This is a genomic window from Actinomycetes bacterium (assembly GCA_036000965.1).
Taxonomy (GTDB): domain Bacteria; phylum Actinomycetota; class CALGFH01; order CALGFH01; family CALGFH01; genus DASYUT01.
Genome location: DASYUT010000122.1, coordinates 1 through 26,782, shown reverse-complemented (window position 1 = coordinate 26,782; position 26,782 = coordinate 1). Strand labels below are relative to the sequence as shown.

The 26,782-nt window shown below is 73.2% G+C and carries 19 protein-coding genes and 1 pseudogene; 12 read left to right on the top strand and 8 right to left on the bottom strand.

What is annotated here, in order from left to right; all coding sequences use genetic code 11:
* The 9 genes from VG276_10110 to VG276_10070 all read left to right on the top strand — a co-directional run.
* Positions 1-1,589, top strand: a 1,589-nt coding sequence (locus tag VG276_10110) for a carboxyl transferase domain-containing protein (protein HEV8649737.1), incomplete at its 5' end; no start/stop codon positions are given.
* Positions 1,586-3,610, top strand: coding sequence for a biotin carboxylase N-terminal domain-containing protein (locus VG276_10105; GenBank protein HEV8649736.1), 2,025 nt, complete (start codon positions 1,586-1,588; stop codon positions 3,608-3,610). The genes VG276_10110 and VG276_10105, both read left to right, overlap by 4 nt.
* Complete coding sequence (locus tag VG276_10100; protein ID HEV8649735.1) at positions 3,607-4,428, top strand: TIGR03084 family metal-binding protein; 822 nt, start codon at positions 3,607-3,609, stop codon at positions 4,426-4,428. Before VG276_10105 ends, VG276_10100 begins: the two co-directional genes overlap by 4 nt.
* Position 4,429: 1 nt before the next feature.
* Positions 4,430-5,587 (top strand): acyl-CoA dehydrogenase family protein, encoded by a 1,158-nt coding sequence (locus tag VG276_10095; GenBank protein ID HEV8649734.1) that lies wholly within the window; start codon positions 4,430-4,432, stop codon positions 5,585-5,587.
* Between the two features lie 28 nt (positions 5,588-5,615).
* Positions 5,616-7,100: an NCS2 family permease gene (locus VG276_10090; GenBank protein ID HEV8649733.1), complete on the top strand. Its 1,485-nt coding sequence runs from the start codon at positions 5,616-5,618 to the stop codon at positions 7,098-7,100.
* A 20-nt stretch (positions 7,101-7,120) separates the two neighbouring features.
* Positions 7,121-8,743: an iron-containing alcohol dehydrogenase gene (locus tag VG276_10085; protein HEV8649732.1), complete on the top strand. Its 1,623-nt coding sequence runs from the start codon at positions 7,121-7,123 to the stop codon at positions 8,741-8,743.
* Positions 8,744-8,798: 55 nt separating this feature from the next.
* A complete protein-coding gene (locus tag VG276_10080; protein HEV8649731.1) occupies positions 8,799-9,683 on the top strand; it encodes an FAD binding domain-containing protein in 885 nt (294 codons plus the stop codon).
* Between the two features lie 13 nt (positions 9,684-9,696).
* Positions 9,697-10,170 carry a (2Fe-2S)-binding protein gene (locus VG276_10075; protein ID HEV8649730.1) on the top strand — a complete coding sequence of 158 codons (474 nt, stop codon included), beginning with the start codon at positions 9,697-9,699 and terminating at the stop codon, positions 10,168-10,170.
* Positions 10,171-10,202: 32 nt separating this feature from the next.
* Positions 10,203-12,782, top strand: a complete 2,580-nt coding sequence (locus tag VG276_10070) for a molybdopterin cofactor-binding domain-containing protein (GenBank protein ID HEV8649729.1) — start codon at positions 10,203-10,205, stop codon at positions 12,780-12,782.
* 146 nt (positions 12,783-12,928) lie between these two features.
* Here the strand turns inward: VG276_10070 and add are convergent, their stop codons facing one another.
* The 3 genes from add to VG276_10055 form a co-directional block, all read right to left on the bottom strand.
* Positions 12,929-13,969 carry an adenosine deaminase gene (add, locus tag VG276_10065; protein ID HEV8649728.1) on the bottom strand — a complete coding sequence of 347 codons (1,041 nt, stop codon included), beginning with the start codon at positions 13,967-13,969 and terminating at the stop codon, positions 12,929-12,931.
* 41 nt (positions 13,970-14,010) lie between these two features.
* The gene (gene hpt / locus VG276_10060; protein ID HEV8649727.1) at positions 14,011-14,568 is read right to left on the bottom strand and encodes a hypoxanthine phosphoribosyltransferase; all 558 of its coding nucleotides are present in this window, start codon (positions 14,566-14,568) and stop codon (positions 14,011-14,013) included.
* 81 nt (positions 14,569-14,649) lie between these two features.
* A complete protein-coding gene (locus VG276_10055; protein ID HEV8649726.1) occupies positions 14,650-15,204 on the bottom strand; it encodes an FHA domain-containing protein in 555 nt (184 codons plus the stop codon).
* A gap of 468 nt (positions 15,205-15,672) precedes the next feature.
* Here VG276_10055 and VG276_10050 point away from each other — a divergent pair, with 468 nt between their 5' ends.
* The gene (locus tag VG276_10050) at positions 15,673-17,208 is read left to right on the top strand and encodes a phosphoenolpyruvate carboxykinase (ATP) (GenBank protein HEV8649725.1); all 1,536 of its coding nucleotides are present in this window, start codon (positions 15,673-15,675) and stop codon (positions 17,206-17,208) included.
* A gap of 69 nt (positions 17,209-17,277) precedes the next feature.
* Here the strand turns inward: VG276_10050 and VG276_10045 are convergent, their stop codons facing one another.
* Complete coding sequence (locus VG276_10045) at positions 17,278-18,456, bottom strand: hypothetical protein (protein ID HEV8649724.1); 1,179 nt, start codon at positions 18,454-18,456, stop codon at positions 17,278-17,280.
* 43 nt (positions 18,457-18,499) lie between these two features.
* Complete coding sequence (locus tag VG276_10040) at positions 18,500-19,816, bottom strand: DNA cytosine methyltransferase (protein ID HEV8649723.1); 1,317 nt, start codon at positions 19,814-19,816, stop codon at positions 18,500-18,502.
* A gap of 156 nt (positions 19,817-19,972) precedes the next feature.
* Between VG276_10040 and VG276_10035 the strand changes: the two genes are divergently transcribed.
* Positions 19,973-20,416 carry a very short patch repair endonuclease gene (locus VG276_10035; GenBank protein HEV8649722.1) on the top strand — a complete coding sequence of 148 codons (444 nt, stop codon included), beginning with the start codon at positions 19,973-19,975 and terminating at the stop codon, positions 20,414-20,416.
* Between the two features lie 1,153 nt (positions 20,417-21,569).
* Here the strand turns inward: VG276_10035 and VG276_10030 are convergent.
* Together VG276_10030 and VG276_10025 are read right to left on the bottom strand one after the other, a co-directional pair.
* Positions 21,570-22,433, bottom strand: a pseudogene (locus VG276_10030) (serine/threonine-protein kinase).
* A 28-nt stretch (positions 22,434-22,461) separates the two neighbouring features.
* Entirely contained in the window at positions 22,462-24,000 is a 1,539-nt protein-coding gene (locus VG276_10025) for a trypsin-like peptidase domain-containing protein (GenBank protein ID HEV8649721.1), read from the bottom strand.
* Between the two features lie 319 nt (positions 24,001-24,319).
* On the opposite strand from VG276_10025, the gene VG276_10020 reads away from it, so the two are divergent.
* Positions 24,320-25,783, top strand: coding sequence for an aminoglycoside phosphotransferase family protein (locus VG276_10020; GenBank protein ID HEV8649720.1), 1,464 nt, complete (start codon positions 24,320-24,322; stop codon positions 25,781-25,783).
* 34 nt (positions 25,784-25,817) lie between these two features.
* On the opposite strand, the gene VG276_10015 is transcribed toward VG276_10020, so the two are convergent.
* On the bottom strand, positions 25,818-26,782 hold a 965-nt coding region (locus tag VG276_10015), incomplete at its 5' end, for a phosphotransferase (GenBank protein ID HEV8649719.1).

The window sequence follows — 26,782 nt, the reverse complement described above, 5'->3', positions numbered from 1 at the left end:
TGGCAAGCCGGCTCGACCGGGCGTCCGCGACCTATCGCGCCAACCGGAGCGCGAATCTGAACTTGCTCGAGGAGATCTCCGAGCAGCTCGCGCAGAGCAGGGCGGGTGGCGGCGAGCGCTATGTCGCCCGCCACCGGAAGCGGGGCAAGCTGCTCGCCAGGGAGCGGGTGGAGCTGCTGCTGGACCAGGACGCGCCGTTCCTGGAGCTGTCGCCCCTGGCCGCCTGGGGCACTGACTTCCACGTCGGCGCCAGCGGCGTCACCGGCATCGGCGTGGTCTGCGGTGTCGAGTGCGTGATCGTCGCCAACGACCCGACCATCCGGGGCGGCGCCACCAACCCGTTCGGCCTCAAGAAGACGCTGCGGGCGATGGAGATCGCCGAGCACAACCGGCTCCCGCTGCTGCAGCTCATCGAGTCTGGCGGCGCCGACCTGCCGACCCAGGCGCAGATTTTCATTCCCGGCGGGGCGGTGTTCCGCAACCTCACGCGCCTGTCGCGCGCCGGCATCCCCACGATCGCGCTGGTCTTCGGCAACTCGACCGCCGGCGGCGCCTACGTGCCGGGCATGTCGGACCACACCATCATGGTCGCCGGCCGGGCCAAGGTGTTCCTTGGCGGCCCGCCGCTGGTCAAGGTCGCCATCGGCGAGGAGGCCGACGAGGAGGAGCTGGGCGGCGCCGAGATGCACGCCCGCACCTCGGGCTTGGCGGATCTGCTCGCCGTCGACGAGCGCGACTGCATCCGCCTCGGGCGCCAGGTGGTCCGCGATCTCAACTGGCGCAAGCTCGGCCCGGGGCCAACCGGACGCGCCGACGAGCCGCGCTGCGACCCCGAGGAGCTGCTGGGCCTTGCGCCCGTCGACCTGAAGCAGCCGGCCGACGTGCGCGAGATCCTCGCCCGGGTGGTGGACGGCTCCCGGTTCGACGAGTTCAAGCCGCTGTACGGCGCCAACCTGGTGACCGGCTGGGCGTCAATCCACGGCTTCCCTGTGGGCGTGGTCGCCAACGCCCAGGGCGTGCTGTTCAGCGAGGAGTCCAACAAGGCGGCGCACTTCATCCAGCTCGCCAACAAGGCAGACCTGCCGCTGGTCTTCTTGCAGAACACCACCGGCTACATGGTCGGCAAGCGTTACGAGCAGCAGGGGATCATCAAGGACGGCGCCAAGATGATCAACGCGGTCTCCAATTCCACGGTCCCGCACCTGACGGTAATCTTCGGCGCCTCCTACGGGGCGGGCGGCTACGGCATGGCCGGCCGCGCCTACGAGCCGCGCTTCCTGTTCACCTGGCCGGCGAGCAAGACCGCGGTGATGGGCCCGGAGCAGCTCGCCGGGGTCATGTCGATCCTGGCGCGCCAGTCGGCGGAGGCGGCCGGCCGGCCCTTCGACGAGGCCGCCGACCAGGCCATGCGCCAGGCGGTCGAGGGGCAGATCGAGGCGGAGTCGCGGGCGCTGTTCAACACCGGGCTGCTCTACGACGACGGCGTGATCGACCCGCGCGACACCCGTACGGTGCTCGGCATCGCGCTGTCGGCCTGCCACTCGGGGGAGGTGAAGGGCACGGACGGGTTCGGGGTGTTCCGGATGTGATCGAGCGGCTGCTGGTCGCCAACCGGGGCGAGGTCGCCAGCCGGGTGATGCGGACCTGCCGGGCGATGGGCATCGCCACGGTCGCGGTGTTCTCCGACCCCGACGCGGGCGCGCCGTTCGTTGCCGAGGCCGACGAGGCGGTGCCCCTCGGGGGCGCCGCCCCGGCCGACTCGTACCTCCGGGCCGACGCGATCCTCGACGCGGCCGAGCGGACCGGGGCCCAGGGGGTCCACCCCGGCTATGGCTTCCTGGCCGAGAACGCCGACTTCGCCCGCGCCTGCCGCAAGCGCGGCCTGGTGTTCGTCGGGCCGCCGCCCGAGGCGATCGCCGCCATGGGCGACAAGCGTGAGGCCCGGCGGCTGGCGACCGCGGCGGGGATCCCGGTGGCGCCCGGCGCCGACGCGACCGGGCTGGACCGGGGGGCGCTGCTCGCGGCCGCCGAGACGGTCGGCTGGCCGCTCATGGTCAAGGCGGCCCTGGGCGGAGGCGGGGTCGGCATGCGCGTGGTCCGGGACCCGGGCGAGCTGCCCGGCGCGGTGGCCGCCACCCACCGGCAGGCGGCCACGGCCTTCGGCAGCGACGCCGTGCTGCTGGAACGCTACGTGGAGGCGGCCAGGCACGTCGAGATCCAGGTCCTCGGCGACGCCCACGGCCGGGTGGTGCACCTGTTCGAGCGGGAGTGCTCGGTCCAGCGCCGGCACCAGAAGCTGGTCGAGGAGGCGCCGTCCCGGGCGGTCGACGCCGGCCTGCGGCGCCGGCTCGGCGAGGCGGCGGTCGCCCTCGCCCAGGCGGTCGGCTACGTCGGCGCGGGCACGGTGGAGTTCCTGCTCACCCCCGCCGGCGAGCTGCTGTTCCTGGAGATGAACACCCGCCTGCAGGTCGAGCACCCGGTGACCGAGGCCGTCACCGGCCTCGACCTGGTCCGCCTCCAGCTCCTGGTGGCCGAGGGTGCGCCCCTGCCCGAGGAGGTCGTCGGCGCCCGCATGGCCGGCCATGCCATCGAGGCGCGGCTCTACGCGGAGGACCCCGTGCGCGGCTTCTTGCCCACCGCTGGCATGCTGCACCGCTTCCGCATCGAGGAGCGGCCGGGCCTGCGGGTCGACGCCGGGGTGGCCGACGGGTCGGTGGTCGGGGTCCACTACGACCCGCTGCTGGCCAAGGTGATCGCCCACGCCCACACCCGCCGGGAGGCGGCCGGGCTGCTCGCCGCCGCCCTGGCCGGCGCCCGCCTGCACGGCCCGGCCACCAACCGGGAGCTGCTGGTCGGCGTGCTGCGCCACCCGGCGTTCCTGGCCGGCGACGTCGACACCGGGTTCCTCGACCGGCACCCGCCCGCCGGGCGCCTCCACGCCGTGGCCGCCGCGCTGGCCGCCCAGGCCGGGCGGGTGGCCGCCGCGACCATCCACCCAGGCATCCCACCCGGGTGGCGCAACAACCCCTCGCAGCCGCAGCATGTGGTGTTCGAGGGGGCCGCCGGGGCGGTCTCGGTCGGCTACCAGCTCGGCCGGTCCGGGTTCGAGCTCGCCGTCGACGGCGAGTCCCTCCGCGGGGTCCGGGTCCGGTCGTGCCGGCCCGACCTGGTCGACCTGGAGGCCGGTGGGGTGCGGCGCCGCTTCGAGGTCCACCGGGTCGGCGACCTCCACTTCGTCGACAGCGCGCTCGGACATGCCACGCTGCGGGAGCGCCCGCGGTTCGGGGAGCCGGCCGAGCCCCGGCCGGCCGGGTCGCTCGAGTCCCCGCTGCCGGGGGTCGTCCGCAGGGTCGCCGCCGCCCCCGGGGACCTCGTGCCGGCCGGCGCGGTCCTGGTGGTGGTCGAGGCGATGAAGACCGAGCACCACGTCGCCGCCCCGCGCGCTGGCCGGGTCCGCGAGGTCCTGGTCGCCGAGGGCCAGGAGGTCGACGCCGGCATGGTCCTCGCCGTGCTCGACGAGGAGGGCGCCCCGCCCCCCGGTGGGGCCTCGACCGCGTCAGGCGGTGCCGGCGATGGCCGAGTCAGGCTGGCGCCCGGGAAGGAGCGATGACCGTGGCCGGCGTGCAGGAGATCTGTGCCGACCTGGCCGGCGAGCAAGCCGCGCTCGACGGCCTGGTGGCCGAGCTCGACGACGAGGACTGGGACCGCGCCACCCCCGCCGAAGGCTGGATGGTGCGCGACCAGATCAGCCATCTGGCCTGGTTCGACGGGGCGGCCCGGCTGGCCGTCAACGACCACGAGGCGCTGGCTGCCGCGGTCGCCGGGGTGACCAGCACCGACGAGCTCATGGCCATCCACCTCCGCAAGGGCCGCGGGCTCAACCCGGCCGAGCTGCTGGCCTGGTGGCGGGGGGAGGGAGCGGCTCTGCTCGACACCGTGGCCGGGCTCCACGCCAAGGACCGCATCCCCTGGTTCGGCGTGACCATGAGCGCCCCGTCGTTCGTGACCGCCCGGCTGATGGAGACCTGGGCCCACGGCCAGGACGTGGTCGACGGCCTCGGCGTGCAGCGGGTGCCGACCGCCCGGCTGCGGCACGTCGCCCACCTCGGCGTCCTCGCCCGGCCCTGGTCATACGCGACCCGTGGCCTCGATCCGCCCCGCGACGGGGTGTTCATCGACCTCGGCGCACCCGGCGGCGGCCGCTGGACCTGGGGCGACGAGCGCTGGCCGGACCGGGTGCGTGGCACGGCGCTCGACTTCTGCCTGGTCGTCTGCCAGCGCCGCCACGTGGCCGACACCGGCCTCGAGGTGGAGGGGGAGTCGGCCGTCGGGTGGATGGCGATCGCGCAGGTCTTCAACGGGCCGCCCGGAGCCGGCCGGCGTCCCGGCCAGTTCCCGCGGGACGGGGCGAGCAGCACAGGAGGCTGACATGGACTTCCAGGAGACGACCGAGCGGGCGATGCTGCGCGAGGCGGTCGGCAAGATCGCCGCCGACTTCGGCCACGACTACTTCGCGGCCAAGGTCAAGGCCGGCGAGCACACCACCGAGCTGTGGCAGGCGGTCGGCCGGGGCGGCTACCTGGGCGTGAACGTGCCCGAGGCGTACGGCGGCGGCGGCATGGGCATCGCCGAGCTGGCCGTGGTGGCCGAGGAGCTCGGCGCCCACGGCTGCCCGCTCATGCTGCTGATGGTCTCGCCGGCCATCTGCGCCACGATCATCGCCAGGTACGGCACGGACGCCCAGCGCGACCGCTGGCTGCCGGGCCTGGCCAGCGGCGAGCTGAAGCTGTCGTTCGCGATCACCGAGCCGGACGCCGGGTCCAACTCCCACCGGCTGGCGACCGTCGCGGCCCGCCACGGCGACCGCTGGCGGCTCCGTGGCACCAAGTACTACATCTCCGGGGTCGACGAGGCGGACGCGGTCCTGGTGGTGACCAGGACCGGCACGGACGAGGCGACCGGCCGGGGCCGGCTGTCGCTGTTCCTGGTGGACGCCGACGCGGCCGGGCTCGAGCGCACCCTCATCCCGCTCGAGATCGCCGCCCCGGAGAAGCAGTTCACCCTGTTCTTCGACGACGTGGAGGTGGACGCCGACCGGCTCCTCGGCACCGAGGGCGACGGGCTGCGCCAGGTGTTCCTGGGCCTGAACCCCGAGCGCATCATCGGCGCGGCCGGCATCAACGGCATCGCCCGCTACGCCCTTGGCAAGGCCGCCGCCTACGCCAACCAGCGGCAGGTCTGGGGCGCGCCGATCGGCGCCCACCAGGGCCTCTCGCACCCGCTGGCGGTCGCCTACATCAACGTCGAGCTCGCGCGCCTGATGACGCAGAAGGCCGCCTGGGCCCACGACTCGGGGCTGCCCGGCGCCGGGGAGGCCGCCAACATGGCCAAGTACGCCGCTGCCGAGGCCGGGCTGCAGGCGATCGACGCCGCCATCCAGACCCACGGCGGCAACGGCTTCGCGAGCGAGTACGGCCTGGCCGACCTGTGGGGCATGGCCAGGGTGCTGCGCACCGCCCCGGTCAGCCGCGAGATGATCCTCAACTACGTGGCCGAGCACTCCCTCGGCCTGCCCCGGTCGTACTGAGGCCGATCAACCCCAAGTGGAGGACCGCATGGCTACCGAGTACCACGCCCCGGCCGAGCCCGAGGCCGGGCGCCCCCGCTCCCGGCTCGACGCCTACTTCCGCATCTCCGAGCGCGGCTCCACGGTCGACCGCGAGGTCCGCGGCGGCTTCGCCACGTTCTTCACCATGGCCTACATCGTCGTGCTCAACCCGCTGATCCTGGGCGGCGCGGCCGACGTCAGCGGCCGCCGCCTCGACCTGGGCCAGCTCACCACCTCCACGGCCCTCGTCGCCGCGGTGATGACGCTGCTCATGGGCCTGGTCGCGCGGTACCCGTACGCCATCGCGGCCGGGCTCGGGCTCAACGCCGTGGTCGCCTTCCAGCTCGCGAGCCAGATGTCGTGGCCCGCGGCCATGGGCATCGTGGTGCTCGAGGGGCTGCTGATCCTGCTGCTCGTGCTGACCGGCCTGCGGCAGGCGGTGATGGACGTGATCCCGTTGGCTCTCAAGCAGTCGATCGGTGTGGGCATCGGCCTGTTCATCGCGTTCATCGGGTTCGTGGACGCCGGCTTCGTGCGCCGGCTCCCCGACGCCGCCAACACGCCCGTGCCGGTCGGGCTCGGCGTGGGCAACCGGCTGATCGGCTGGCCGACCGTGGTGTTCTGCTTCGGGCTGCTGCTGGTGATGGTGCTCGTCGCGCGCCGGGTGCGTGGCGCGATCCTGCTCGGCATCGTGACCACCACGATCTTCGCGATCATCGTCAACGCGATCGCCGACGTGCCGCCCCGCATCGACGCGGCCGGCAAGGTCACCCCGGGCGGCTGGGCCCTCACGGTGCCGCAGCTGCCGTCCGGGGTGGTGGGCTCCCCCGACTTCGGGCTGCTCGGTGCGTTCAGCCTCGGCGGCGGGTTCGCGCAGGCCGGCATCGTCGTGGCCGCGCTGTTCGTGTTCACCCTGATGCTCAGCGACTTCTTCGACACCATGGGCACGGTCATCGGCGTGGGCGCCCAGGCCGGCCTGCTCGACCGGGAGGGCCGGCTCCCTGGGATCCGGAACGTCCTGCTGGTCGACAGCGCCGCGGCCGCCGCCGGCGGGGCCGCCTCCTGCTCGTCGAACACCACCTACATCGAGTCGGCCGCCGGGGTGGGGGAGGGCGCCCGGACCGGCCTGGCCAGCGTGGTGACCGGGCTGCTGTTCCTGGTGGCGCTGTTCCTCACCCCGCTCGTCGAGGTGGTCCCCTACGAGGCCGCCTCGCCTGCGCTGGTGCTCGTGGGGTTCCTGCTGATGATGCAGGTGCGGGAGATCCCCTGGACCGAGCTGGACCTGGCCATCCCCGCGTTCCTCACCATCGTGCTGATGCCGTTCAGCTTCTCGATCACCAACGGCATCGGCGCCGGCTTCATCGCCTACGTCGTGATCAAGGCGGCCAGGGGCCGGTGGCGCGAGCCCGGCCTGCTCCTCTGGGTGATCGCGGCCCTGTTCGTCGTCTACTTCGCGATCGATCCGGTCCAGCGGCTCCTCGGGGTCTCGTAGCCTGAGACAAGGGGTGGCACATGCAGACCGACCAGCCGACCGCCTCGCCCCGCTTCCGCTTGGATCCGGCGGACATGGAGCGGCTGCGGCAGGCCATCGCCGCCCGGCCGGACGCTGCCGAGCTGCCCGGAGTGGACCTCGGCCGCGTCGAAGCCGGCCCCGACGCGCTCGACGCCCTGCCCGGGCTCCTCCGCGACCTGGCCCCCGGCGGGTCGCGGGAGATCCTGCTCATCCAGGACCGGCGACGGTTCGCCCGCGACGGCGCCGACCTCAAGCCGATGGTCCACGACCAGCTCAGGAGGGCCGGCTTCGCGGTGGAGGTGCTCGAGCTCGGCGACCGGAACGGCTCCATGCACTCGGACTTCGCCGAGGTCGACCAGGTACGCGTGCGTCTCCGCCCGGACCGGACCGCGCTGGCCCTCGGCTCCGGCAAGCTCTGCGACGTGACCAAGCACGCCTGTCACACGCATGAGCAGGAGACGGGCGAGCGCATCCCCTTCGTGGAGGTGCAGACGGCCAACTCGGTCGTCGCGTTCAGCTCGGGGATGGCCACGATCACCAAGGACGGGGTCAAGCGGACCTGGCCGTCGCGGCTGCCCGACGCGCTGGTGCTGGACGCGCGCATCCTGCGCGACGCCCCGTTCGAGTACACCCTGGGGGGGATCGGGGACCTCGCGGTGACCGCGGTCTCGTTCGGCGACTGGTACCTCGGTGCCGAGCTCGGGATCACCACCTACACCCCGGCCTCGTTCGACATCCTGGCCGACGTCCGCGACCTGCTGTTCTCACCCGAGCAGGCGGCCGCCTTCGGCGCCCGCAGCCTGGAAGGCATGCAGACGCTGGCCAAGCTGTCGGCACTTGGCGGCCTGGCGATGACGCTGGCCGGGCAGAGTTCGCCCCTGTCAGGGTACGAGCACGTGGTCAGCCACATGCTGGACATGAGCGCCGAGCACCACGGGCGGCCGGTGGGAAGCCACGGCTGCCAGTGCGGCGTCAGCACCATCGTCTGCGCGATCGCCTGGCAGCGGCTGCTTCAGGACCTCCGGCCCGACAAGGTCGACCTCGACGCCTGCTACCCGACGGTTGGGCAGATGGAGCCGCGGGTGCGGGCGACCTTCGACGCGATCGACCCGTCCGGCGCCATGGCCGACGAGTGCTGGACCAGCTACAAGCCCAAGCTTCAGGACTGGCAGAACGCGCGTCCGCGCTTCGAGGCGTTCCTGCGCGACTGGCCCGGGCGGCGAGCCCGGCTCGCGGAGCTGGTCGACACGCCTGAGAAGGTCGTGAGGAGCCTCGCCCGGGCCGGCCACCCGCTCCGCTACGAGGATCTCGGCGTGCCCGACACGCAGGCGCGCTGGGGATTCGAGAACGGGCACCTGATGCGCGGGCGCTTCAGCTCGGCCGACCTGCTCAACTTCCTGGGCTGGCTCGACGGCGCCTTCGTCGACGAGGTGTTCACCCAGTTCCACAGGCTCGTCGACGAGCAGGCCCGGGTCTCCGGCGGACCCTCGGACGCCCCGGCTGGCGGGCCCGCGGGCGCCTCGGCCGGCGGGCCCTCGGGCGCCCCAGCTGGCGGGCCCGCGGGCGCCCCGGCCGGCGGCGACGAGGAAGGCGATGCCGACCAGGGGCCACCCAGCGGGTGACTGCCGTAGAGTTCGCTCAGCCAGGCACCCGCCGCGGCGCGAGGAGGGAGGCGACGTGGACTTCCTGCAGCCGAGAAGCTGGGACGAGGCGCTGGCGGCCAAGGCCGAGCACCCCGAGGCGCAGCCGATCGCGGGCGGCACCGACGTGATGGTGGAGCTGAACTTCGACCGCGGCCGTCCCGAGGCGATCCTCGACCTGACCCGGGTGCCGGAGCTGGCCGAGTGGGGGCGTGACAACGGGTGGCTGCGGGTCGGTGCGGGCGTCACCTACACCCGGGTGATCGCCGAGCTCGCCGGCGACCTGCCCGGCCTGGCCATCGCCTCCCGGACGGTCGGGTCGCCCCAGATCCGCAACCGGGGCACGGTCGGCGGCAACCTGGGCTCGGCCTCGCCGGCCGGTGACGCCCACCCGCCGCTGCTCGCGGCGGGCGCCGAGGTCGAGGCGGCCTCGGTGGGCGGCACCCGGCGCATCCCGGTGGCCGAGTTCTTCGCCGGGCCCAAGCGGCACGTGCTCCGGCCCGACGAGCTGATCGCCGCGTTCCACGTGCCTCCGGCGCCCGGCCCGCAGCAGTTCGCCAAGGTCGGCACCCGCAATGCGATGGTGATCGCGGTCTGCTCGTTCGCGCTCGCGCTGGACCCCGGGCGCCGCACGGTGAGGACCGGGATCGGCTCGGCCGGGCCGACGCCGCTGGCGGCCGGGGAGGCGGAGCGGTTCCTGGAGGGCGTGCTCGCCGACGAGGGCGCGTGGGAGTCGCGCGCACCTGTCGGCGACGCGGCCCTGCGCCGCTTCGGCGAGCTGGCCGGCCGGGCCGCCCAGCCCATCGACGACGTGCGCGGCACCGCTGCCTACCGGGTCCACGCCCTCGCCGTGCTGGCCCGGCGCACGCTCGCCTGGGCCTGGGAGGAGTACGCATCCCAGGACCCGGGGGGGCCACGGTGAGGAGGAGCTGCACATGCGCGTGACCTGCACGGTGAACGGGGAGCCCCGCGACGCCGACGGGGTCTGGGAGGGCGAGAGCCTGCTCTGGGTGCTGCGTGAGCGGCTCGGTCTGCCTGGTTCCAAGAACGCCTGCGAGCAGGGCGAGTGCGGCTCCTGCTCGGTGTACCTGGACGGGACCCTGGTCTGCGCCTGCCTGGTCCTGGCCGGCCAGGCCGAGGGGGCGGAGATCGTGACCGTCGAGGGACTCGCCGAGGGCGACGAGCTCCACCCGGTGCAGGAGGCGTTCGTGGAGGCCGGCGCGGTCCAGTGCGGCTTCTGCACCCCCGGCCTGGTGGTGGCAACCCACGACCTGCTGCGGCGCAACCCCGACCCGCACGACGCGCAGGTCCGCGAGGCCCTGGCCGGCAACCTGTGCCGCTGCACCGGCTACGAGAAGATCCTCGACGCGGTGCGGCTGGCCGCCGAGCGCACGGGAGGGCGCCTGTGAGCCCCACCCCCACGGCGCCCACGGCGCCCACGCTGCCCACCAGGCACCGCCCGGCGCCGCCAACGCCGGTCACCGGCGGGATCGGCGAGAGCCCGCGCCGGCCCGACGGCACCCTGAAGGTCAAGGGGGACTTCGCCTACTCCTCGGACCTGTGGGCCGAGGGGATGCTCTGGGGCGCGACCGTGCGCAGCCCGCACCCGCGGGCCCGGATCCGCTCCGTCGAGGTGGCCGAGGCGCTGGCCACCCCGGGGGTGCTCGCGGTCCTCACCCACGAGGACGTGCCGGGCCGCAAGACCTACGGGCTCGAGATCCCCGACCAGCCGGTGCTGGCCTGGGAGGACGTCCGCTACCAGGGTGAGGCGGTCGCGCTGGTCGCCGCCGACCACCCGGAGACGGCCAGGCGGGCGGCCGAGCGGGTGCGCGTCGACTACCAGGAGCTGGAGGCGGTGGTGGACGCGGAGGCGGCCATCGCCGGGGACGCGCCAGCCCTGCACCCGGGCGGCAACGTGCTCCGCCACATCCGCATCCGCCACGGCGACCAGCAGGCGGCCGCCGCCGTCGTGGTCCGGGGCGAGTACGAGGTCGGCATGCAGGACCAGGCATTCCTCGGGCCCGAGTCCGGGCTGGCCGTGCCCGACGGCGAGGGCGGCGTCGACCTGTACGTCTCCACCCAGTGGCTGCACGTCGACCGGGACCAGCTCGCGGCCAGCCTCGGCCTGCCCCCGGAGCAGGTCCGCATCACCCTGGCCGGCGTCGGCGGGGCGTTCGGGGCCCGCGAGGACCTCTCGATCCAGATCCACGCCTGCCTGCTCGCGCTGCGCACAGGCCGCCCCGTGAAGATGATGTACACCCGCGAGGAGTCGTTCTTCGGGCACGTGCACCGGCACCCGGCCCGGCTCGCCTACGAGCACGGGGCCACCCGCGAGGGCCGCCTGGTGTACGTACGGGCCCGGATCGTGCTCGACGGCGGCGCCTACGCGTCGAGTTCGACCGCGGTCTGCTCCAACGCCGCCTGCTTCGCGGTCGGGCCGTACGAGGTGCCGAGCGCGACCATCGACTGCTGGGTCGCCTACACCGACAACCCGCCATGCGGGGCGATGCGCGGGTTCGGCGCGGTGCAGACCTGCTTTGCCTACGAGTCGCAGATGGACAAGCTGGCCGCCGCCCTCGCGATGGACCCGGTCGAGCTGCGCCTGCGCAACGCGATGGCCACAGGCACGGCGCTGCCGACCGGGCAGCGCGTGGCGGGGCCGGCGCCCGTGGCCGAGCTCCTGGGGCGAGTGCGGGCCGTGCCCCTGCCATCCGGGCGGGCGGGCGAGGCGCTGTCGCCCCAGGCGCGCGAGGCCCTCTCGCCCGAGGCGCCCGAGGCGCTGTCGCCTGAGGCGGGCGAGGTCTGCTCGCCTGAGGCGCGCGAGGCCAGAGTGGACCTGCGGGAGCTGCCCGGCGGGGTGTCCAACACCACCCACGGCGAAGGGGTGCGGCGCGGCGTCGGCTATGCCGTCGGCTTCAAGAACGTCGGCTACTCGGAGGGCTTCGACGACTACGCCACAGCCCTCGTCCGGCTCTCGGTCGTGGCCGGCGAGCCGCTCGCCGAGGTCCACACGGCCGCAGCTGAGGTCGGCCAGGGGCTGGTGACCATCCAGGCCCAGATCGCCCGCACCGAGCTGGGGGTCGAGCGCGCGGTCGTGCTGCCCGCCGACACCCAGGTCGGCTCGGCCGGGTCCTCGTCGGCGTCGCGCCAGACGTGGATGACCGGCGGCGCGGTCAAGGCCGCGTGCGAGGCGGTCCGCGCCCGCGTCCTGCGGCTGGCCGCCGAGCGGCTCGGCCGGGACCCCGGCGCCCTCGCCCTCGCCGGCGGTGCCGTGGTGGCCCGATCGACCGGGGGGGCGGAGAGCGCCCCCCCGGACCCCCCCGGCGGCCTCGCCCTCCCCGGCGCCGTAGTGGTCGCCCCGGCCGCAGCAGCGGAGCCCGGCCCGGCCGCAGCAGCGGAGGCCGGCCCGCCCGCAGCAGCGGAGGCCGGCCCGCCCGCCGGCGTGCTGGTCACCCTGGCCGACCTGCTCGGCCGCCAGACGGTCGAGGAGACCCGTGAGCACCACCACCGGGCGACCTCCCCGCTGGATCCCGAGACCGGCCAGGGCGACGCGCACCTCGCGTTCGCGTTCGCAGCCCACCGCGCGGTCGTCGACGTCGACACCGAGCTCGGGCTGGTCAAGGTGGTGGAGATCGCCACCGCCCAGGATGTCGGCCGGGCCCTGAACCCGCAGGCGGTCGAGGGCCAGATCGAGGGCGGCATCGCGCAGGGCCTCGGGCTCGCGCTCATGGAGGAGGTCCAGGTCGCCGGCGGCAAGGTGCGCAACCCGTCGTTCACCGACTACCTCATCCCCACCGTGCTCGACATGCCGCCGGTCCGGACCGACGTCCTGGAGCTCGGCGACCCCACCTCGCCCTACGGCGTGAAGGGGGTGGGGGAGCCGCCCACGATCTCGTCCACGCCGGCGATCGTCGCGGCCGTACGCGCCGCCACCGGCCGCCCGCTCACGCGGGTGCCGATCCGTCCCGAGCACGTCGTCGGGCTCGAACCCCAAGACGCCGGCCCGAGCCGGGGAGGCTGAGCATGCCCGGGCTGGGGAAGGTCCCGGCCGGTCGGGGCCGCCCGGCGCCCTTGGCGCCGGCATGGACCTGACCGAGCAGGGCCTGATCGCCGAAGCGAGCGCCCGCCCGCTCGGCCTGACCGCGGCCCAGGCGCTGGCCCGGGTGCTCAGTCCAGCTCAGCGCCGAGCCGGGCTGCGTCGGTGCCGATGCGGTCGCGCAGGGCGCGCTTGTCGCCGTCGTCCAGCCAGGTCGCCTCGGCCCCGTCGAGCGCGATCTGGACCATGTCGTCCCAGGTGAAGCCGAACGCGTCCATGGCCGAGCGGTACTCCTGGCCGAGGTCGAGGTCGGTCAGGGCCGGGTCGTCGGTGTTCAGCGTGGCGAGCAGGCCGGCCTGGCGCATCTTCGGATACGGGTGCAGCTCGAGGCGGGGAACCGCGTTGGCGATCAGGACGTTGGAGTTCGGGCAGACCGTGAGCGGGATCCGCTCGCCGGCGAGCCGGCGGACCAGCTCGGGGTCCTGCAGGCTGGACAGGCCGTGGTCGATCCGCTCCGACCCCAGCACGTCCAGGCCAGCCCAGATGTGGCCCGGCGGGGTCTCCTCGCCCTGGTGGGAGGTGCGGCGCAGCCCGGCCTTGCCGGCCAGCTCGAACGCGTCGGCGAAGTCGGCCGGGTCGACGCCGAGCTCGGTCGAGTCGAGCCCGACCCCGAGCACCCGCTCGGTGCCCGGGCTGCCCGCCCGGCGCAGCTCGACCAGCCGCTCGACCATCTCCCGCCCGGCCTGGCCGCCGTAGGCCCGGTCGACGTCGGCGATCAGCATGGCACGGGCGCCCGTCTCGGCCTCGGCCAGCTCGATCCCCTCGGCCAGCCCGGCGATCACGTCCGCGAGGTCCTGGCCGGCCTCCAGGTGGCGGGCCGGGGTGAAGAAGGTCTCGCGGTAGACGAGGCCATGCGCGGCGCCGTCGACGATGCTCTCGTAGGCGAGCCGGGACCAGTCGTCGCGGGTGGCCAGGGTCGACTGCACCAGCCAGAAGACCTCGAGGAAGGTGTCCAGGCTCGAGTAGCGGTACAGCTCGGTCGGGTCGGGCGACGGCAGCGGGACGCCGTTCTTCCGGGCAAGCTCGACCACGGTCCCTGGGCGCATCGTCCCCTCGACGTGACAGTGCAGCTCGACCTTTGGCAGCCGGTCGAGGGCCGTTGCGACGTCCAACCCCTACCTCCTCCGTCGTTGGAGCTGCGGTCCCCGGAACCCTAACCGGCGCCGCCGCCCTGCCGGTACACCTCGGGCTTGAGCGTGGCCACGTACGGCAGGTTGCGGTAGCGCTCGGCGTAGTCGAGCCCGTACCCGACGACGAACGCCGGGGGGATGTCGAAGCCCTTGTACTTGACCTTGAGGTCGGTCTGCAGCATCTCTGGCTTCATGAGCAGGACACAGACCTCGAGCGAGGCCGGGCGGCGCGGGCGCAGCGTCTCGACCAGGTACTCGAGCGTCAGGCCGGAGTCGACGATGTCCTCGACGAGGATGACGTGCCGGCCCTGGATGTCGAGGTCCAGGTCCTTGAGGAGCCGGACGACCCCGGAGCTCTCGGTGGCTGCGCCGTAGGAGGAGACGGCCATGAAGTCGACCTCGTGGGGCACGGTGAGCGTCCGCGACAGGTCGGCCATGAGGATCACCCCGCCCTTGAGGATCCCCACCAGGACCACGTCGCGGCCTTCGTAGTCCTTTGAGATGCGGGCAGCCAGCTCGGCCACCTTCTCGCGGATCTGGCGCTCGTCGAGCAGCACCGACTGGATGTCCTGGTCGTACACGCTGCAGGCTCCTGTGCTCACGGGTCGCGGGTGCCGGCCAAGCTCTCCCTCACCGTGTGGCCGGCGCCGGGCCGCGACTGGTCACAGGTCCCGCTCGGAGATCAGCCCCGCCAGGAACGCGCGCTCCACCAGCCGGGCCCGCTTCTGGTTCTGCGGCAGCTCCTCGACCCCGAACTTCTGGAACAGGGCCCGCAGGTGGGTCTTGACCGCGTCGACGCTCAGGAACAGCTCGTCGGCGATCTGCTGGTTGGTGGCCGGGGTGGCATAGGGGTGGGAGTGCTTGTAGGGGCGGCACAGGGCGGTCAGCACCCGGCGCTGGGCCTCCGACAGCGCCATGAGGGTGGGCAGACTGCTGGCGGCGGCCGTGGGGGACTCGCGGTCGCGCTGGGCCCGGAACAGGATCGTGGTGGCGCCGAAGCGCAGGTTGTCGCCGTCCCGCAGGCGCCGCCGCCCGCTGATGCGCTCGCCGTTGACGTAGGTGCCGTTGCGCGACAGGCCGTCGTCGACGATCGTCCAGTCGGCGCCGACCCGCGCGAGCTCGGCGTGCAGGCGGGAGACCTCGTCGTCCCAGTCGAGCCGGATGCCGGCTGCGGCGCTGCGGCCGATGGTGACGGGGGACGCCAGCTCGTCGAGCATGACGAGCTGCTGCCGGCCTTCGCCGTCCCGGTAGGCGAGGAAGGGCGCGGCACGGCGCTCAGGAGCCGCTCGAGGACCGGGCTCGGAGGAAGCCGAAGCGGAATGGTCAGCCATCGTCGGGGACGCGCCGACCGCTCGATCGGCCCAAGCCTGCCTCCTTTCGGGCTTGGATCGTATCCCACCGGCCTCGGGGCGAGAAGGCCCGGCCGGCGCTCGCCCCGGCCCACGGCACCGTAGGCCCGGTCGACATCGGCGATCAGCATGGCACGGGCCGCCCGGAAGGCCGCGCCGGCCCCATGGCACGGGCGCCCCATGGCACGGGCGCCCGCGCGGCCGGCGCTCGGGCTCCACCTAGGGTGGGGTCGTTCCACCCCCCGGGGCGGTGGACCTCATCCCTCGGGTCCCTGGTCCGGCCGGCCCCGGTCGGCCACGCTGAGGGTGTTCAACGAGTCCGTCGAGGGGACGACCATGACGCTCACCCTGCCCGTAGATGCTGGCCTGAAGGCCAGGTCGATCAGCTTCCGCCCGTCCGGGGACGAGGTGCACGAGCTGGCCGAGTCGATGCCCGGCGCCCGCCCCACCCGGTACGCCAGCGTGAACGTGCAGACCCGGGTGCAGGACCGGGCGCGGAACTCCACCTTCGTCGTCACCGACCGTCCACACCGGCACCCGGGGCAGACGATCGGCCGGGCCGAGGGGGCGCTGGTCGCGGCGGTCCAGGACGCCTACGTCCAGGACCAGGACATGGTGGTGGTCGACGGCTTCATCGGCCACGCCGGCCGGCTGCGCACCGCGGTCCGCCTGATCGTCGAGCGGGCCAACGCCAACATCGCCGGCATGCAGCGGCACCTGTACTTCGACCCCCTGGCCGCTGGCGCGCCGTTCACCCCGGAGCTGACCGTGGTCTGCACGCCCAACCTGGGCGTCCCCGGCTACGCCGGCGGCCGCGTGGTCGCGGTCTGGCCCGAGGAGGGTGTCACCCGGGTCATCGGCTCGGACTACTTCGGCGAGACCAAGAAGGCGGTCATGCGGATGTGGAGCGGCCGCGTCCACGACGCGGGCGGCCTGGTCATGCACGCGGCCTGCAAGGTGGTCCCCACCACCCGGGGGCCGAGGACGATGCTCGTCGTCGGCCAGTCGGGCACCGGCAAGTCGACCACCACCTTCGCCCGTCACGACGGCTCGCGGGTGGTCCAGGACGACTTCGTCGGGCTGTTCCCGGGCGGGCAGGTGCTCGCCAGCGAGGACGGCTGCATCGAGAAGACCTACGGCCTCGACCCGCTCCTGCAGCCCGTGATCCACGCGGCCGCCACCGGGCCAGACGCCTACCTCGAGAACGTCGCCCAGCACGGCGGCGAGCTCGACTTCCTGGACCGGTCCCGCACCCCGCACGGGCGCGTGGTGTTCAACCTGCGCTCGGTCGACCGCTTCCCGCCCGGCCAGGTGCCGCCCGCCTCGATCCTGCTGATCCTCAACCGGGACGCGCACGTCACCCCGGCGGTCACGCGGATCGACTCCAGCCGGGCCGCCGGCCAGTTCCTGCTCCGCCAGGTCCGCGGCCCGGACGCCGCGGGCCGGCAGGAGTCCGGCGGCCCGCTCCGGGCCGACCCGCTCGCCCACGAGTACGCCAGGCAGGGCAACCGGCTGGCCGAGCTGCTGGCCGACCACCCGATGGAGGTGTACCTGCTCAACACCGGCCGGGTCGGCGGGCAGCGGCCGGACGGGCGGTCCAAGGCGATCGCCGTGGCCGACACCGCCGCCATCGTCGCCGCCGTGGCCGAGGGCACGGTCACCTGGGACGCCGACCCGGACGGGGCCGGCCAGGTCGCCGCGGAGGTGCCCGGGATCGACGACCGCGAGCTGCTCCAGCCCCGCCTGCTGTACCAGCGCCAGAGTCGCACGGCCGAGTACCGGCAGCGCACCGCCCACCTGGCCGCTGGCGCGGCCGGCTACCTGGCCAGCCTCCCCGGCCTCGACCCGGGGATAGCCGGCTCCGCCGGGTAGTCGGCCGCGCCAGCGGGGATCAGCCTGCCTATGGCACAGGCACTCGCAGTGACTTCAGCTGGTTGGCGGTCAGGTGCGCTGTGTGTCTGTTCGGGCCAGTCCAGGAAGGTAGGCGCCAAGGCGCTTGATCAGTGCCATGCGCACGGCGTCGTCAGCCCCGCCGTACTCCACCGCCTTGGCTGGAGCCACGTCGAGCGCGGCACGGCTGAGCGTGGCGGCGTCAGTGCCGATGACGAGCCACACGTGCAACGGAGCCGGGCCGCCGTCTGGGGCCGGTTTCTCGTCGATGTCGAACACGTAGATCCAGTCCGTTGGCTCTGGTGAGCGGTCGTCAAGGAGCCGCCAAGTGCCGTCGGACTGCTCGCGGAGCGTGGGTGCACCGAGGAAGGGCTGCCAGGAGTCCCAGACCGGCCTGGGCAGGGCCAGCACGCAGCCGACCGAGGTGCTGCGCTTGGTAACCTGGAACTTGAAGGCAGTCTGGTAGAAGGTCCGCTTGAACACGTTGGAGATGTTCGGTCCCTCGATCTTGCGTCCGGCCCACTCGGGGTTGTTGGCGACCTGCGCAGCGAAGTCGTTTGGGTGCAGGTCGAGCGCGCCGCGCAGCGCTGAGACGGCCTCTCGGTAGCTGCCGTGCGTGTCGGTCGTCTGCAGTTCGATGACGCCGTACTTGCCGACTTGCAGGCTGGCGCCTGCGGGGGCCGGCCCTTCGTGCACCGGTACTGTACGGGTGCCATCCGCGAGCAGCTCGACGATGGTGATGTCGAACGACAGCTCAGGAGAGGCAGTGGTCCTCGGCAGGGAGATCTCCCCGCCGAGCTTGTCCTGGAAATACAGGAAGTGCCGAGGGGAGTCCGGTGTCGCCAGCGCGTGGAGGACCCGGTCGCGGAAGCCCTCGTCGGCGAGGTTGACGACCGGTGCAAGCACGACCGAGGCGGTGCTGGGGAGCCTGAAGAGGCGGCCGACCATCTGCTCAAGCAGCCGGTTGTCAAGAGCGCGGTAGGGGCAGACGAGCCAGTCCTGCCGGGGGCCGTTGCTCACAGCGCTGATGGTGCACACGCCCTGGGAGTTCGCTGCCTTGACGCAGCGCTGGTCCCGGTTGAGGGCCAGGGTCAGGAAGGGACAGCGCTGGACCCGCCAGTCGGCGAGCGCGGCTGCAGAGCCTGAGACCTCGGGGAAGACCCGGTGGCCGAACCACTCGGAGATGTGAGGTCGGCCAGCCGCCTGACCCCGCGCGGACGCTGGGCTCACGCGTGTCTGCCAGCGCCTGGAGGGCTGCGGTGGGAGTTGATGATCATACCGGGACGAGAGTATCCAACAGCTCACCGCGAACGCCAAGCGCAGGAACTGGCCGCCGGCGGAAGGGCTCGTGCAGCCGGTGTGTCGGGCGACCGTCCAGACAGCAGAGCACCTCGGCAGCCACCGCCCTGGCGAGCTGCACGGGAACAGCGTTGCCGACCTGCTCGTACTGGCTGGACCGGTGGCCGTGGAAGACGAAGCGGTCCGGGAACCCCTGGAGGCGCGCCGCCTCTCGGACCGAGATGGTCCGGTCCTGCTCGGGGTGGGTGTACTCGCCGGTCTTCGGGTCGCGGAACCGCGTGATCACGGCACGGGGAATTCCGTCCCAGGTCATGCGCCGGTAGCGGCGGGTGTGGTCCTTGCGCAGCGCCCGCTGCATGCCCGGCGGCAGCAGCTCGAAGGGCAGGTCGCGCCAGTCCTGGCCAGGCTTGAGAGCGGCGATCCTGGCGAGGTTGGCCTTGGAGAGGCGCGCGGCGTAGTGGTTCCACAGCTCGTCGCCCAGCCCCTCCCGCATCTGCTCTTGGTAGGGAGTCACCGGCTTGCCGGTGTACCGGTCCACCGTCTCGCCGGCGTGCACCGCCGGCAGGTCGCCGATCGCCGCGTAGGTGGTAACGAAGCCGACCATGTCCGCCCGGGTCACGGTGCGGTTGGAGACGAGGTCGCCGATACTCCTGTGGCCGTGCGTCGGTGGTGGGAAGCCATAGCCAGGCGGGATGCCCAGGTCGGCCCGCCAGGCAATGACAACGAGCCGCCAGCGCATCTGGGGTGCGCCGTACTGGGCTGCCAGCAGTTCGGCGCACGAGGCCACGTACCCGGCCGCGGCCAGGCCCTGCAGGATCGCGCGCAGGTACGCGCCGCCGCCCAGCGTGAGCAGGCCCGGGACATTCTCAATTACCACGGCGCGCGGACGAAGGCCTGAGGCGACGCGCAGCACTTCGCGGAAGAGGTTGTTGCGCTCGTCCCAGACCACCCGGGCGCCCATCATGGAGAAGCCCTGGCAGGGCGGCCCTGCGAAGAGCAGGTCCAGCTCCCCCGGCGCAACCTCGGCGGCCTGGCTGATCTTGTCGGCATCCAGCTGGCGAAGGTCCGCCGCCATGAACCTGCCGACAAGGTTGGCGCTGTGGGTCATGCCGTAGGCCGGGTCGATGTCGATACCGAGCCGCAGGTCGAACCCTGCCTTCAGCAGGCCGAGCGACGCGCCTCCAGCCCCGCAGAACAGGTCGACGGCAGTAGACTGCCTGCCTGGCGATACCAGGGGGGGCAGCCAGTACGAGCCCTCTGGCCCGGTGGAGGCAAAGCCGCGCCGTTCCACGCTGCCAGCGTCAGCGGCGACACCTCGGCTGCGTGCGTCCTGCACCGTTAGCGTTGACAAGCAGCCCCCCTCTCTGGTGTGCGTGGCGGTGGGACTCTAGAACCACGTCTGTGCCAAGGTTGGCAGTGCAGCCTGACTTGTGGATGATTGCGCTCCATGGGAGAGCAGTGGGTCTCGACCGAGGCGAGCAAGGGTCTTAGCGGTCGCCGCAGCAAAGACACTGAGCCTGAACTGCTGCTCCGGCGTGCCCTGCACGCAGCGGGCGCACGGTTTCGTCTCCACCGCCAGCTTCTCCATGGCTGCACCCCAGACCTGGTGCTCCCTCGCCGCCACGTGGCCGTCTTCGTAGACGGCGACTTCTGGCACGGGTGTCCAGCGCACGGCCGGACACGGGGCTTTCGGGGTCCCAACGCCGGCCTGTGGGAGACCAAGATCGCCAGGACCCAGGAGCGGGACAGGCGCGCCACGCAGCTGGCAGAGGATGCCGGCTGGGTGGTCGTTCGGCTGTGGGAGTGCGAGGTCCGGGCAGACCCGGTCGAAGCGGCGCGGCGAGTGCTCAACGCGGCCCAGGGCAGCACCCTGCCGACAGGAAGGCGCTGAGGCGCCCGCCAGCCAGGCCGCCGCACGAGCACACTGCACGGTGTCACGCTGCATGAAGCCATCCCCGAGAGCCAGACTACATCGGTGTCATTTAACCACGGGCACCTGCCATCCCTGGTCAGGGATGGCAGGTGCCGGCGTGCGTTCCTCCGGTTGAACCGGTCAGGCCGTCCGGAACCTCTGGGCGCAGGCGCCAGCACCTACGCGCCCGACCGCGGCGTCGGGCGCGTCGCCGTCGACACGGGGCCAGGGTGCGGCGTAGCTAGCTGTGCAGGATCTTGAGGCGCTCGCGGTCGAACCGGACGCTCTCGATCACGCGGTCGAACTCGCCCCGGCGTCCTTCGTCGAAGGCGTCGGCGGACGAGAAGAAGATCAGGTGGACCGTTTGCGGCCCTCGCTCGTCGACCTGGACGACCAGGTACACGAACCGCAGCGTGCTCTGGCTGCCCCGGTCGGCCACCTCGCCCTCGACCTGGGCGGCGGGGAAGCCGTCGACCCGGACCACCCCGGGCTTGTGGTCGATGATGCTGACGTCGCCGGGCAGGGCGGCGCTCAGCTCCGCGTCGAGGTCGTCGGGGGACCGCCCGACGTCGAACCCGGCGGTCTTGACCCTGGTGTACAGCCCCCACACGCGCCCGGGGTCGTCCCGGAGGGCGGCGTTGGTGCTGCGCCAGTTGGACTCGGAGAACAGCTCGGTCGCATCATAGGGGGCGAACGAGATGAACAGGTTGGAGTGCTCGTTGACTCGCCACGAGCCCGGGTAGCGGAACGAGAAGGGCGCGACGTCGTTGGCGCTGAACGTCTTGGGCGCGTCGCCCCGCCGCACGAGGTACAGGCCGGCCGCGCCGGCCAGGAGCAGCAGGAGCACGGTCAGGAGCAGCGGCACGGTGCGGCCGCGGCGGCCCCCGCGGCCAGGGTCGCGCTGGCGCCGCCGGGGCCGCCTGGCCGCCGGCTCGGCCTCGTCCGGGAGGAGCCAGCCGTTCGCGTCGACCTCCGGGTCAGGGTCGGGCAGGGCGGGGTATGGCTCCTCGGCCGGGGGTGTGGCGCCCCCGTGGTCGACCTCGCCGTAGCGGGCGGCCTCCTCGGCGGCCTCCTCGGCGGCCTCCTCGGCGGCGGTGGCGGCCGCCGTCATGGATGGCTCCCCGAGCTCCACGCGGAGCGCGCGCACCAGGTCGCGGCAGGTGGCGTACCGGTCCTCGGGCGCCTTGGCCATGGCGGTGGACAGCACCGCGTCGATGCCGGGAGGTAGGTCGGGACGGTGGCTGGTGAGCGAGGGCGGCGCCCCCACCAGGTGGGCCCAGAGCACCGCGGTGTCGTCGTCGTGCTGGAACGGCGGCTCCCCGGTCAGGCACTGGTACAGCACGCAGCCGAGCGCGTAGATGTCGGTGCGGCCGTCGACCGGCTTGCCGGAGATCTGCTCGGGCGCGATGTAGTCGATCGTGCCGATGAAGTGGCCCGTGGTGGTGAACCCCGAGAGCGAGGAGGAGCGCTTGGTCAGGCCGAAGTCGGTGAGGTAGACGTGGTCGGGGGTCTCCGAGCCGGTCCCGGACGCGACCAGGATGTTGCCCGGCTTGACGTCCCGGTGCACCAGGCCGCGGGCGTGGGCCGCGTCCAGCGCCCCGGCGACCTGGGCGAAGATCGACACCGTGCGGCTCGGGTCCAGGGGGCCCTCCCGGTCCACCAGCACCTTGAGGTCGTTGCCCTCCACGTAGCGCATGACGATGTAGAGCAGCCCGTCGGCCTCGCCGGCCTCGTAGATCGGGATGATGTTGGGATGGTCGATGGAGGCGGCGAGCTGCGACTCGCGCATGAACCGCTGCTGGAACCGTTCGTTCTGGGACAGCTCGGGAGCCAGCAGCTTGAGCGCCACCTTGCGGGTCAGGCGGAGGTCCTCGGCGCGGTAGACGACCGCCATGCCGCCGCGCCCGATGAAGGACTCGATACGGTACCCGGCGACCTCCGAGCCGATCGTCACGAAATCTCGCATCGCCCTGGCCTTCGTCTCCGGCTGCTCCATGCCTCCCCCTGCGTGGTGGACCCTCCTCCTAGCTCGACACGCGGGTCCCGCAGAACCCGCAGAACCGGTGCCCGACGGCCAGGGGCTTGCCGCACTGGGTGCAGAAGCTGGGCCTGGATCCGGTCAGGTCCTTGGCCGTCCTGACCTGCATCTGGCCGCGGCTGCCTGCGCCGACGGAGGCGCCGGTGACCACGCCGTCGCCAGGCGGCTCCTGCCGCCGCGACCCTGGCTGGGGCCCGCCCGGCGGCGCCGGGCCGACCTTGACCACCCCCCGGGGCGCGGCCGAAGCCGGCCGGCCAGCGACGGCGGGTGCCTCGCGCGGGGCCGGGCGGCGGAACCGGCCGCGGAACGCCACAGCGAGCGCGAGGCCGGCGAGCAGCAGCACGCCGGCGGCCACCGCCACCCAGAACAGCAGTCCCCGCTCGCTCCCGCCCGCGCTCTCGGTCCCCATGTTGCGCGGGTGGAGGTCTTCCGGGCCGCCGGCCTTGGCCACGGCGGTGCCCAGGAGCTGCCTGGCCAGGGCGTGCTGCGGGTACAGGCGCAGCACGTCCTGCAGGCGGGTCACCGCCGGGCTGTAGTGGCGGGCGTCGAAGTATCCCTTGGCCTCCGCGAACGCGGTGTCCACTGGTCCCTGCGCCGGCTCCACGCCGCTGGCCTTCAGCTCCTCCCGGATCGCCTCCACGAACCTGATGTCGAGCTGGCCGTCTGGGGTCTTGGAGGCCAGGCCGATCACCCGGCCCTCGTCGTTGACGAGCGGGCCGCCGGCCAGGCCGCCGCCGAGCTTGGCGAGCAGGTCGTTGACGTTGGTCTGCTTGGGGTCGGAGTCGATGGTGCGGGCTCCTGGTGCGTTCTTGAAGTGGCCGGCGACCTTCTGGGGCCGGTCCTGGCCGGCGACCGGCCTGGTGAACCCGAGGACGGTGAACGGCACCGCCGTGGCCGAGGAGCTGGCCAGGTTGGCGGATGGCATGCCCTCCTTGGAGTCCACCTTCAGGACCGCCACCTCGCCACCGGCCTTGCCGGCGTGCACGACCGTCGCCTTGAGGCCCGCGCCCGAGCCCGCCACGTAGGGGAAGACCCGGAACGCCGGCCTGGCGAAGTCGACGCAGGCCGAGTGGGTCGGGTCGGTGTCGAAGCAGCCGCGCCTGGGGCTGTCGGGGGACTCGAGCACCGCCTTGAACCCCGTCTGCACGAACTCCTTGGGGATCTTCAGGTCGCGGTACCCCTCCTGGAACGCGTCCGCGGCGGCGTCGATGTCGGCCCCGCCGACGCCGCCCCCGACGGCCCGGCTGACGGTGACGATCGTGCCGTCGGGGTTGACCACGAACCCGCTCCCCCTGCCGAGCGGGAACGACCGCTGGTAGGGCGTTGTCACGGTGCCCCCGAAGCCGCGCTCGGTGACGTTGATCTTGGTGAGGACCGAGGTCTCGACGTAGACGACGGCGGGCTCGGCGACGACCGGCGCCCCCGGGTGCTTGTGGGCGGCGGCCGGGGACACACCCAGGCCCAGCGGCAGGGCAAGGGCCGTGGCGAGCAGGATGACGAGGTGGGGAACGCGCGCTCGGCGCATCGTTGTCTCCCCTCTCCGTCCGGGTGGCGGACGGAGGTCATGGCGATCGCTCGCCGGCAGGCAGGTGAAGAGAGCCGGGACCATTCCAAGCAATTCCGGAAGCGTTGCTAGATGATCCGCCAGGTGCATGACTTGTCAATGATCTTTTGGGCTTCGTTCACGTAACAGACGCTCCCGGGCCCGGTTGTGATACATCCGCCTGCTCGTTGACACATCGGCCTGGTTGTGCGCATGTGGATCCGTTCTCGGGAGCCGTCCGGGGAGCTGGGACACTCGAATCGAGGGGAGCACAGCGAGGGGGAGCACAGCGAAGGTGAGCATGTCGTCCACGGTTGCGACCCGCCAGCTCGCGAGCGCGTCCGGCGCGAGGCTCGCCGACGCCCTGGCGGGCCGGGCAGGGGTCGAGGGTGTGCGCTGGGCCCTGCGCGCCCCTCCGGTGCGCTCGGCGCTGCGCGAGGAGTTGCGCGCGCTGCTGGGCGTCGGCGGCGGGCTGGGGCCCTGCCGCCTGCGCCGGGCGAAGTTCAAGCCCGGCCGCAAGCTCACCGCCTACTACGACGTGGGCCTCGAAGGACACGCCAGCCGGCCCGTCGCCGTGGCCTGGACGCCGGTCGGCGACCGCGGCTGGCAGGCTCCCGAGCCGGACCCTGGCGGGTCGGCCATGCAGGCCGAGGCGGAACGCCAGGGCCTGGCCGCCCCCTTCGAGCGGCTGCAGTCGGCCATGCCGGACTGCGGGATGCGGATCCTGGTCTCGCCGCTGGACACCAGGTACCCGCAGCTCGTGCGCGTGTCGGCCCCGGGGCACGTGCGCGACATGCTCTCGGCCGCCTACGAGGCGGATGGCGCGGCCCGGCCAAGGCCGCCAGCGTCGGGGTACGCCGTCACGGCCGTCCGCTACCGCCCGGGCCAGCGGCACGTCCTGCGCTACGACCCGGCCGGCCAACAGGGCGGGCGCGCAGACCCCGGCCAGGCGGTCTACGCCAAGCTCTACCGGGACGGTGACGGTGCCCGCTCCTACCGGGTGGCGGTCCGGATCGCCGACTGGCTGGCCGAGGCCGGGATCGGCGTCACCGCCGCCCGCCCCCTCGCCTACCTGCCCGACGACGAGGTCATCCTCTACCCGCAGGTGGCGGGAATCCCGCTCTCGGACCGCTTCAGGCGGCCCGGGGAGGCGCTGGCCCGGCAGCTCGGGCGGGCCGGGCTCGCCCTGCGCCTGCTGCAGCAGGCCCCGCCGAGGCTCGCCGAGGAGCTCCCCGGCCGCGACTTCGACACCGAGGTGCGGGCCATCGCCCGGGCCAGCGAGCACGTCGAGCCCCTGCTCCCCGGGGTGGGCGCGAAGATCAGCGGGCTCCTCGACCGGGCCCGGGAGGTGCACGCCCGGCTGCCCCAGGAGGAGCCTGGCTTCGCGCACGGCGACTACAAGACCGATCACCTCTGGGTCTCGGGCAGCGGGCTCACGCTGATCGACTTCAACACCTGCTCGGTGGCCGACCCGGCCCTCGACGTCGGGAAGTTCCTGGCCGACCTCCACTGGCGGCACGCGGCCAGCGACCGTCGCGGGCTCGAGTGGGCCCAGCGGTGCTTCCTCGACGGCTACGACGCCCGGGCGTCGTCTGCGCGGATGCTCCGCGCCCGCCTCTACGAGGCGCTGGTGCTGGCCAAGATCACCGTCCGGCGGGTGCGCCTGTTCGACCCGGACTGGGCGCCCCGCACCGAGGCCCTGATCGGCAGGGCCGACGGCCTGCTCGCTGCCGTGGACGGGCCGGCCTCGCCGCGCTTCCGGTGACTCGGTCAGACCTTGATGACTGCCGGGATCTCGGTCAGACCCCGATGAGCGCCGGGATGGTGGCCAGGTGGTCCCTGAGCATGAACATGGCGTCGCCCAGGCGGGCCTGCTTGGCCTTGGTCCAGCTGTGCAGGACCATCGTGAACAGGTCAAGCGACTCCCACAGGGCGACCCGTGTGCGTGAGATCGGCGCGTGCTCCTCGTAGCGGTCGAGGAACAGGTCGGCGAGCTCCTTGCCGCGGGCCAGGCGGTCCTCCGCGCTGGCCGACGCTGCCTTGCCGCCCTCTGCGGTCATGCCGACGCTCTTGACGGTGGCCCGGAACAGCGCCACGTCCAGGGCGGGCTCGGCCTGGCAGAAGCCGTCGAAGTCGATGAAGCCGAGCCGCCCCCCGCTGAGCAGGACCTGAGGCGGGCGGAAGCTGCGGTGCGCCGGCCCGGCTGGGTCGGTCGGGTGCTCGCTGGCCACCGCCTCCAGGCCGGCCAGCATCGGCTCGGCCGCGCCGCCCAGCTCGGGCGCGGAAGCGGCCAGCCGGTCGATCACCTCGCGGACCTCTGCCAGCTCGTCCTCCCAGGTGAGCAGCTCCCCGAGCCGCACGCCGCAGGTGTGCAGCGCGGCCAGGCCCGCCGCCGTGCCCGCGATCAGGCCGCGAAGATCCCGCGCCGCCTCGGGGTCGCCGGTGCGCAGCGCCTCCTGCAGCCCCTCCCTGAGGGTCTGCTCCTCGCGGATCGGGCCTTGCACGAGGACGTTCAGCTCGGGCACGAAGGCCAGCGGCTCGGCGATGGCGACCCCGCTGCTGGCCATCGGGGACTCCCAGAGGGCCCGCATGCCGTCCCAGGCGACCCGGCCCTTGTCGCCGTGGTAGGTCTTGGCCACGACCACGTCCGGCCAGCTCGGATCGGCCGCGCCTTCCTCGTAGTCGAGCTGGTAGAGGATGGTGCAGCGGCTGCCCGGCTTGTAGCGCATCACCCTGGGGGTGCACGAGCGGATGCGCAGGTCCG

Coding starts and splice junctions, on each gene's coding strand:
- VG276_10100 (HEV8649735.1), top strand. CDS start 3,607: ATGACCGTGGCCGGCGTGCAGGAGATCTGTGCCGACCTGGCCGGCGAG.
- VG276_10095 (HEV8649734.1), top strand. CDS start 4,430: ATGGACTTCCAGGAGACGACCGAGCGGGCGATGCTGCGCGAGGCGGTC.
- VG276_10090 (HEV8649733.1), top strand. CDS start 5,616: ATGGCTACCGAGTACCACGCCCCGGCCGAGCCCGAGGCCGGGCGCCCC.
- VG276_10085 (HEV8649732.1), top strand. CDS start 7,121: ATGCAGACCGACCAGCCGACCGCCTCGCCCCGCTTCCGCTTGGATCCG.
- VG276_10075 (HEV8649730.1), top strand. CDS start 9,697: ATGCGCGTGACCTGCACGGTGAACGGGGAGCCCCGCGACGCCGACGGG.
- VG276_10055 (HEV8649726.1), bottom strand. CDS start 15,204: ATGCTCGACGAGCTGGCGTCCCCCGTCACCATCGGCCGCAGCGCCGCA.
- VG276_10050 (HEV8649725.1), top strand. CDS start 15,673: ATGACGCTCACCCTGCCCGTAGATGCTGGCCTGAAGGCCAGGTCGATC.
- VG276_10035 (HEV8649722.1), top strand. CDS start 19,973: ATGGGAGAGCAGTGGGTCTCGACCGAGGCGAGCAAGGGTCTTAGCGGT.
- VG276_10025 (HEV8649721.1), bottom strand. CDS start 24,000: ATGCGCCGAGCGCGCGTTCCCCACCTCGTCATCCTGCTCGCCACGGCC.
- VG276_10020 (HEV8649720.1), top strand. CDS start 24,320: ATGTCGTCCACGGTTGCGACCCGCCAGCTCGCGAGCGCGTCCGGCGCG.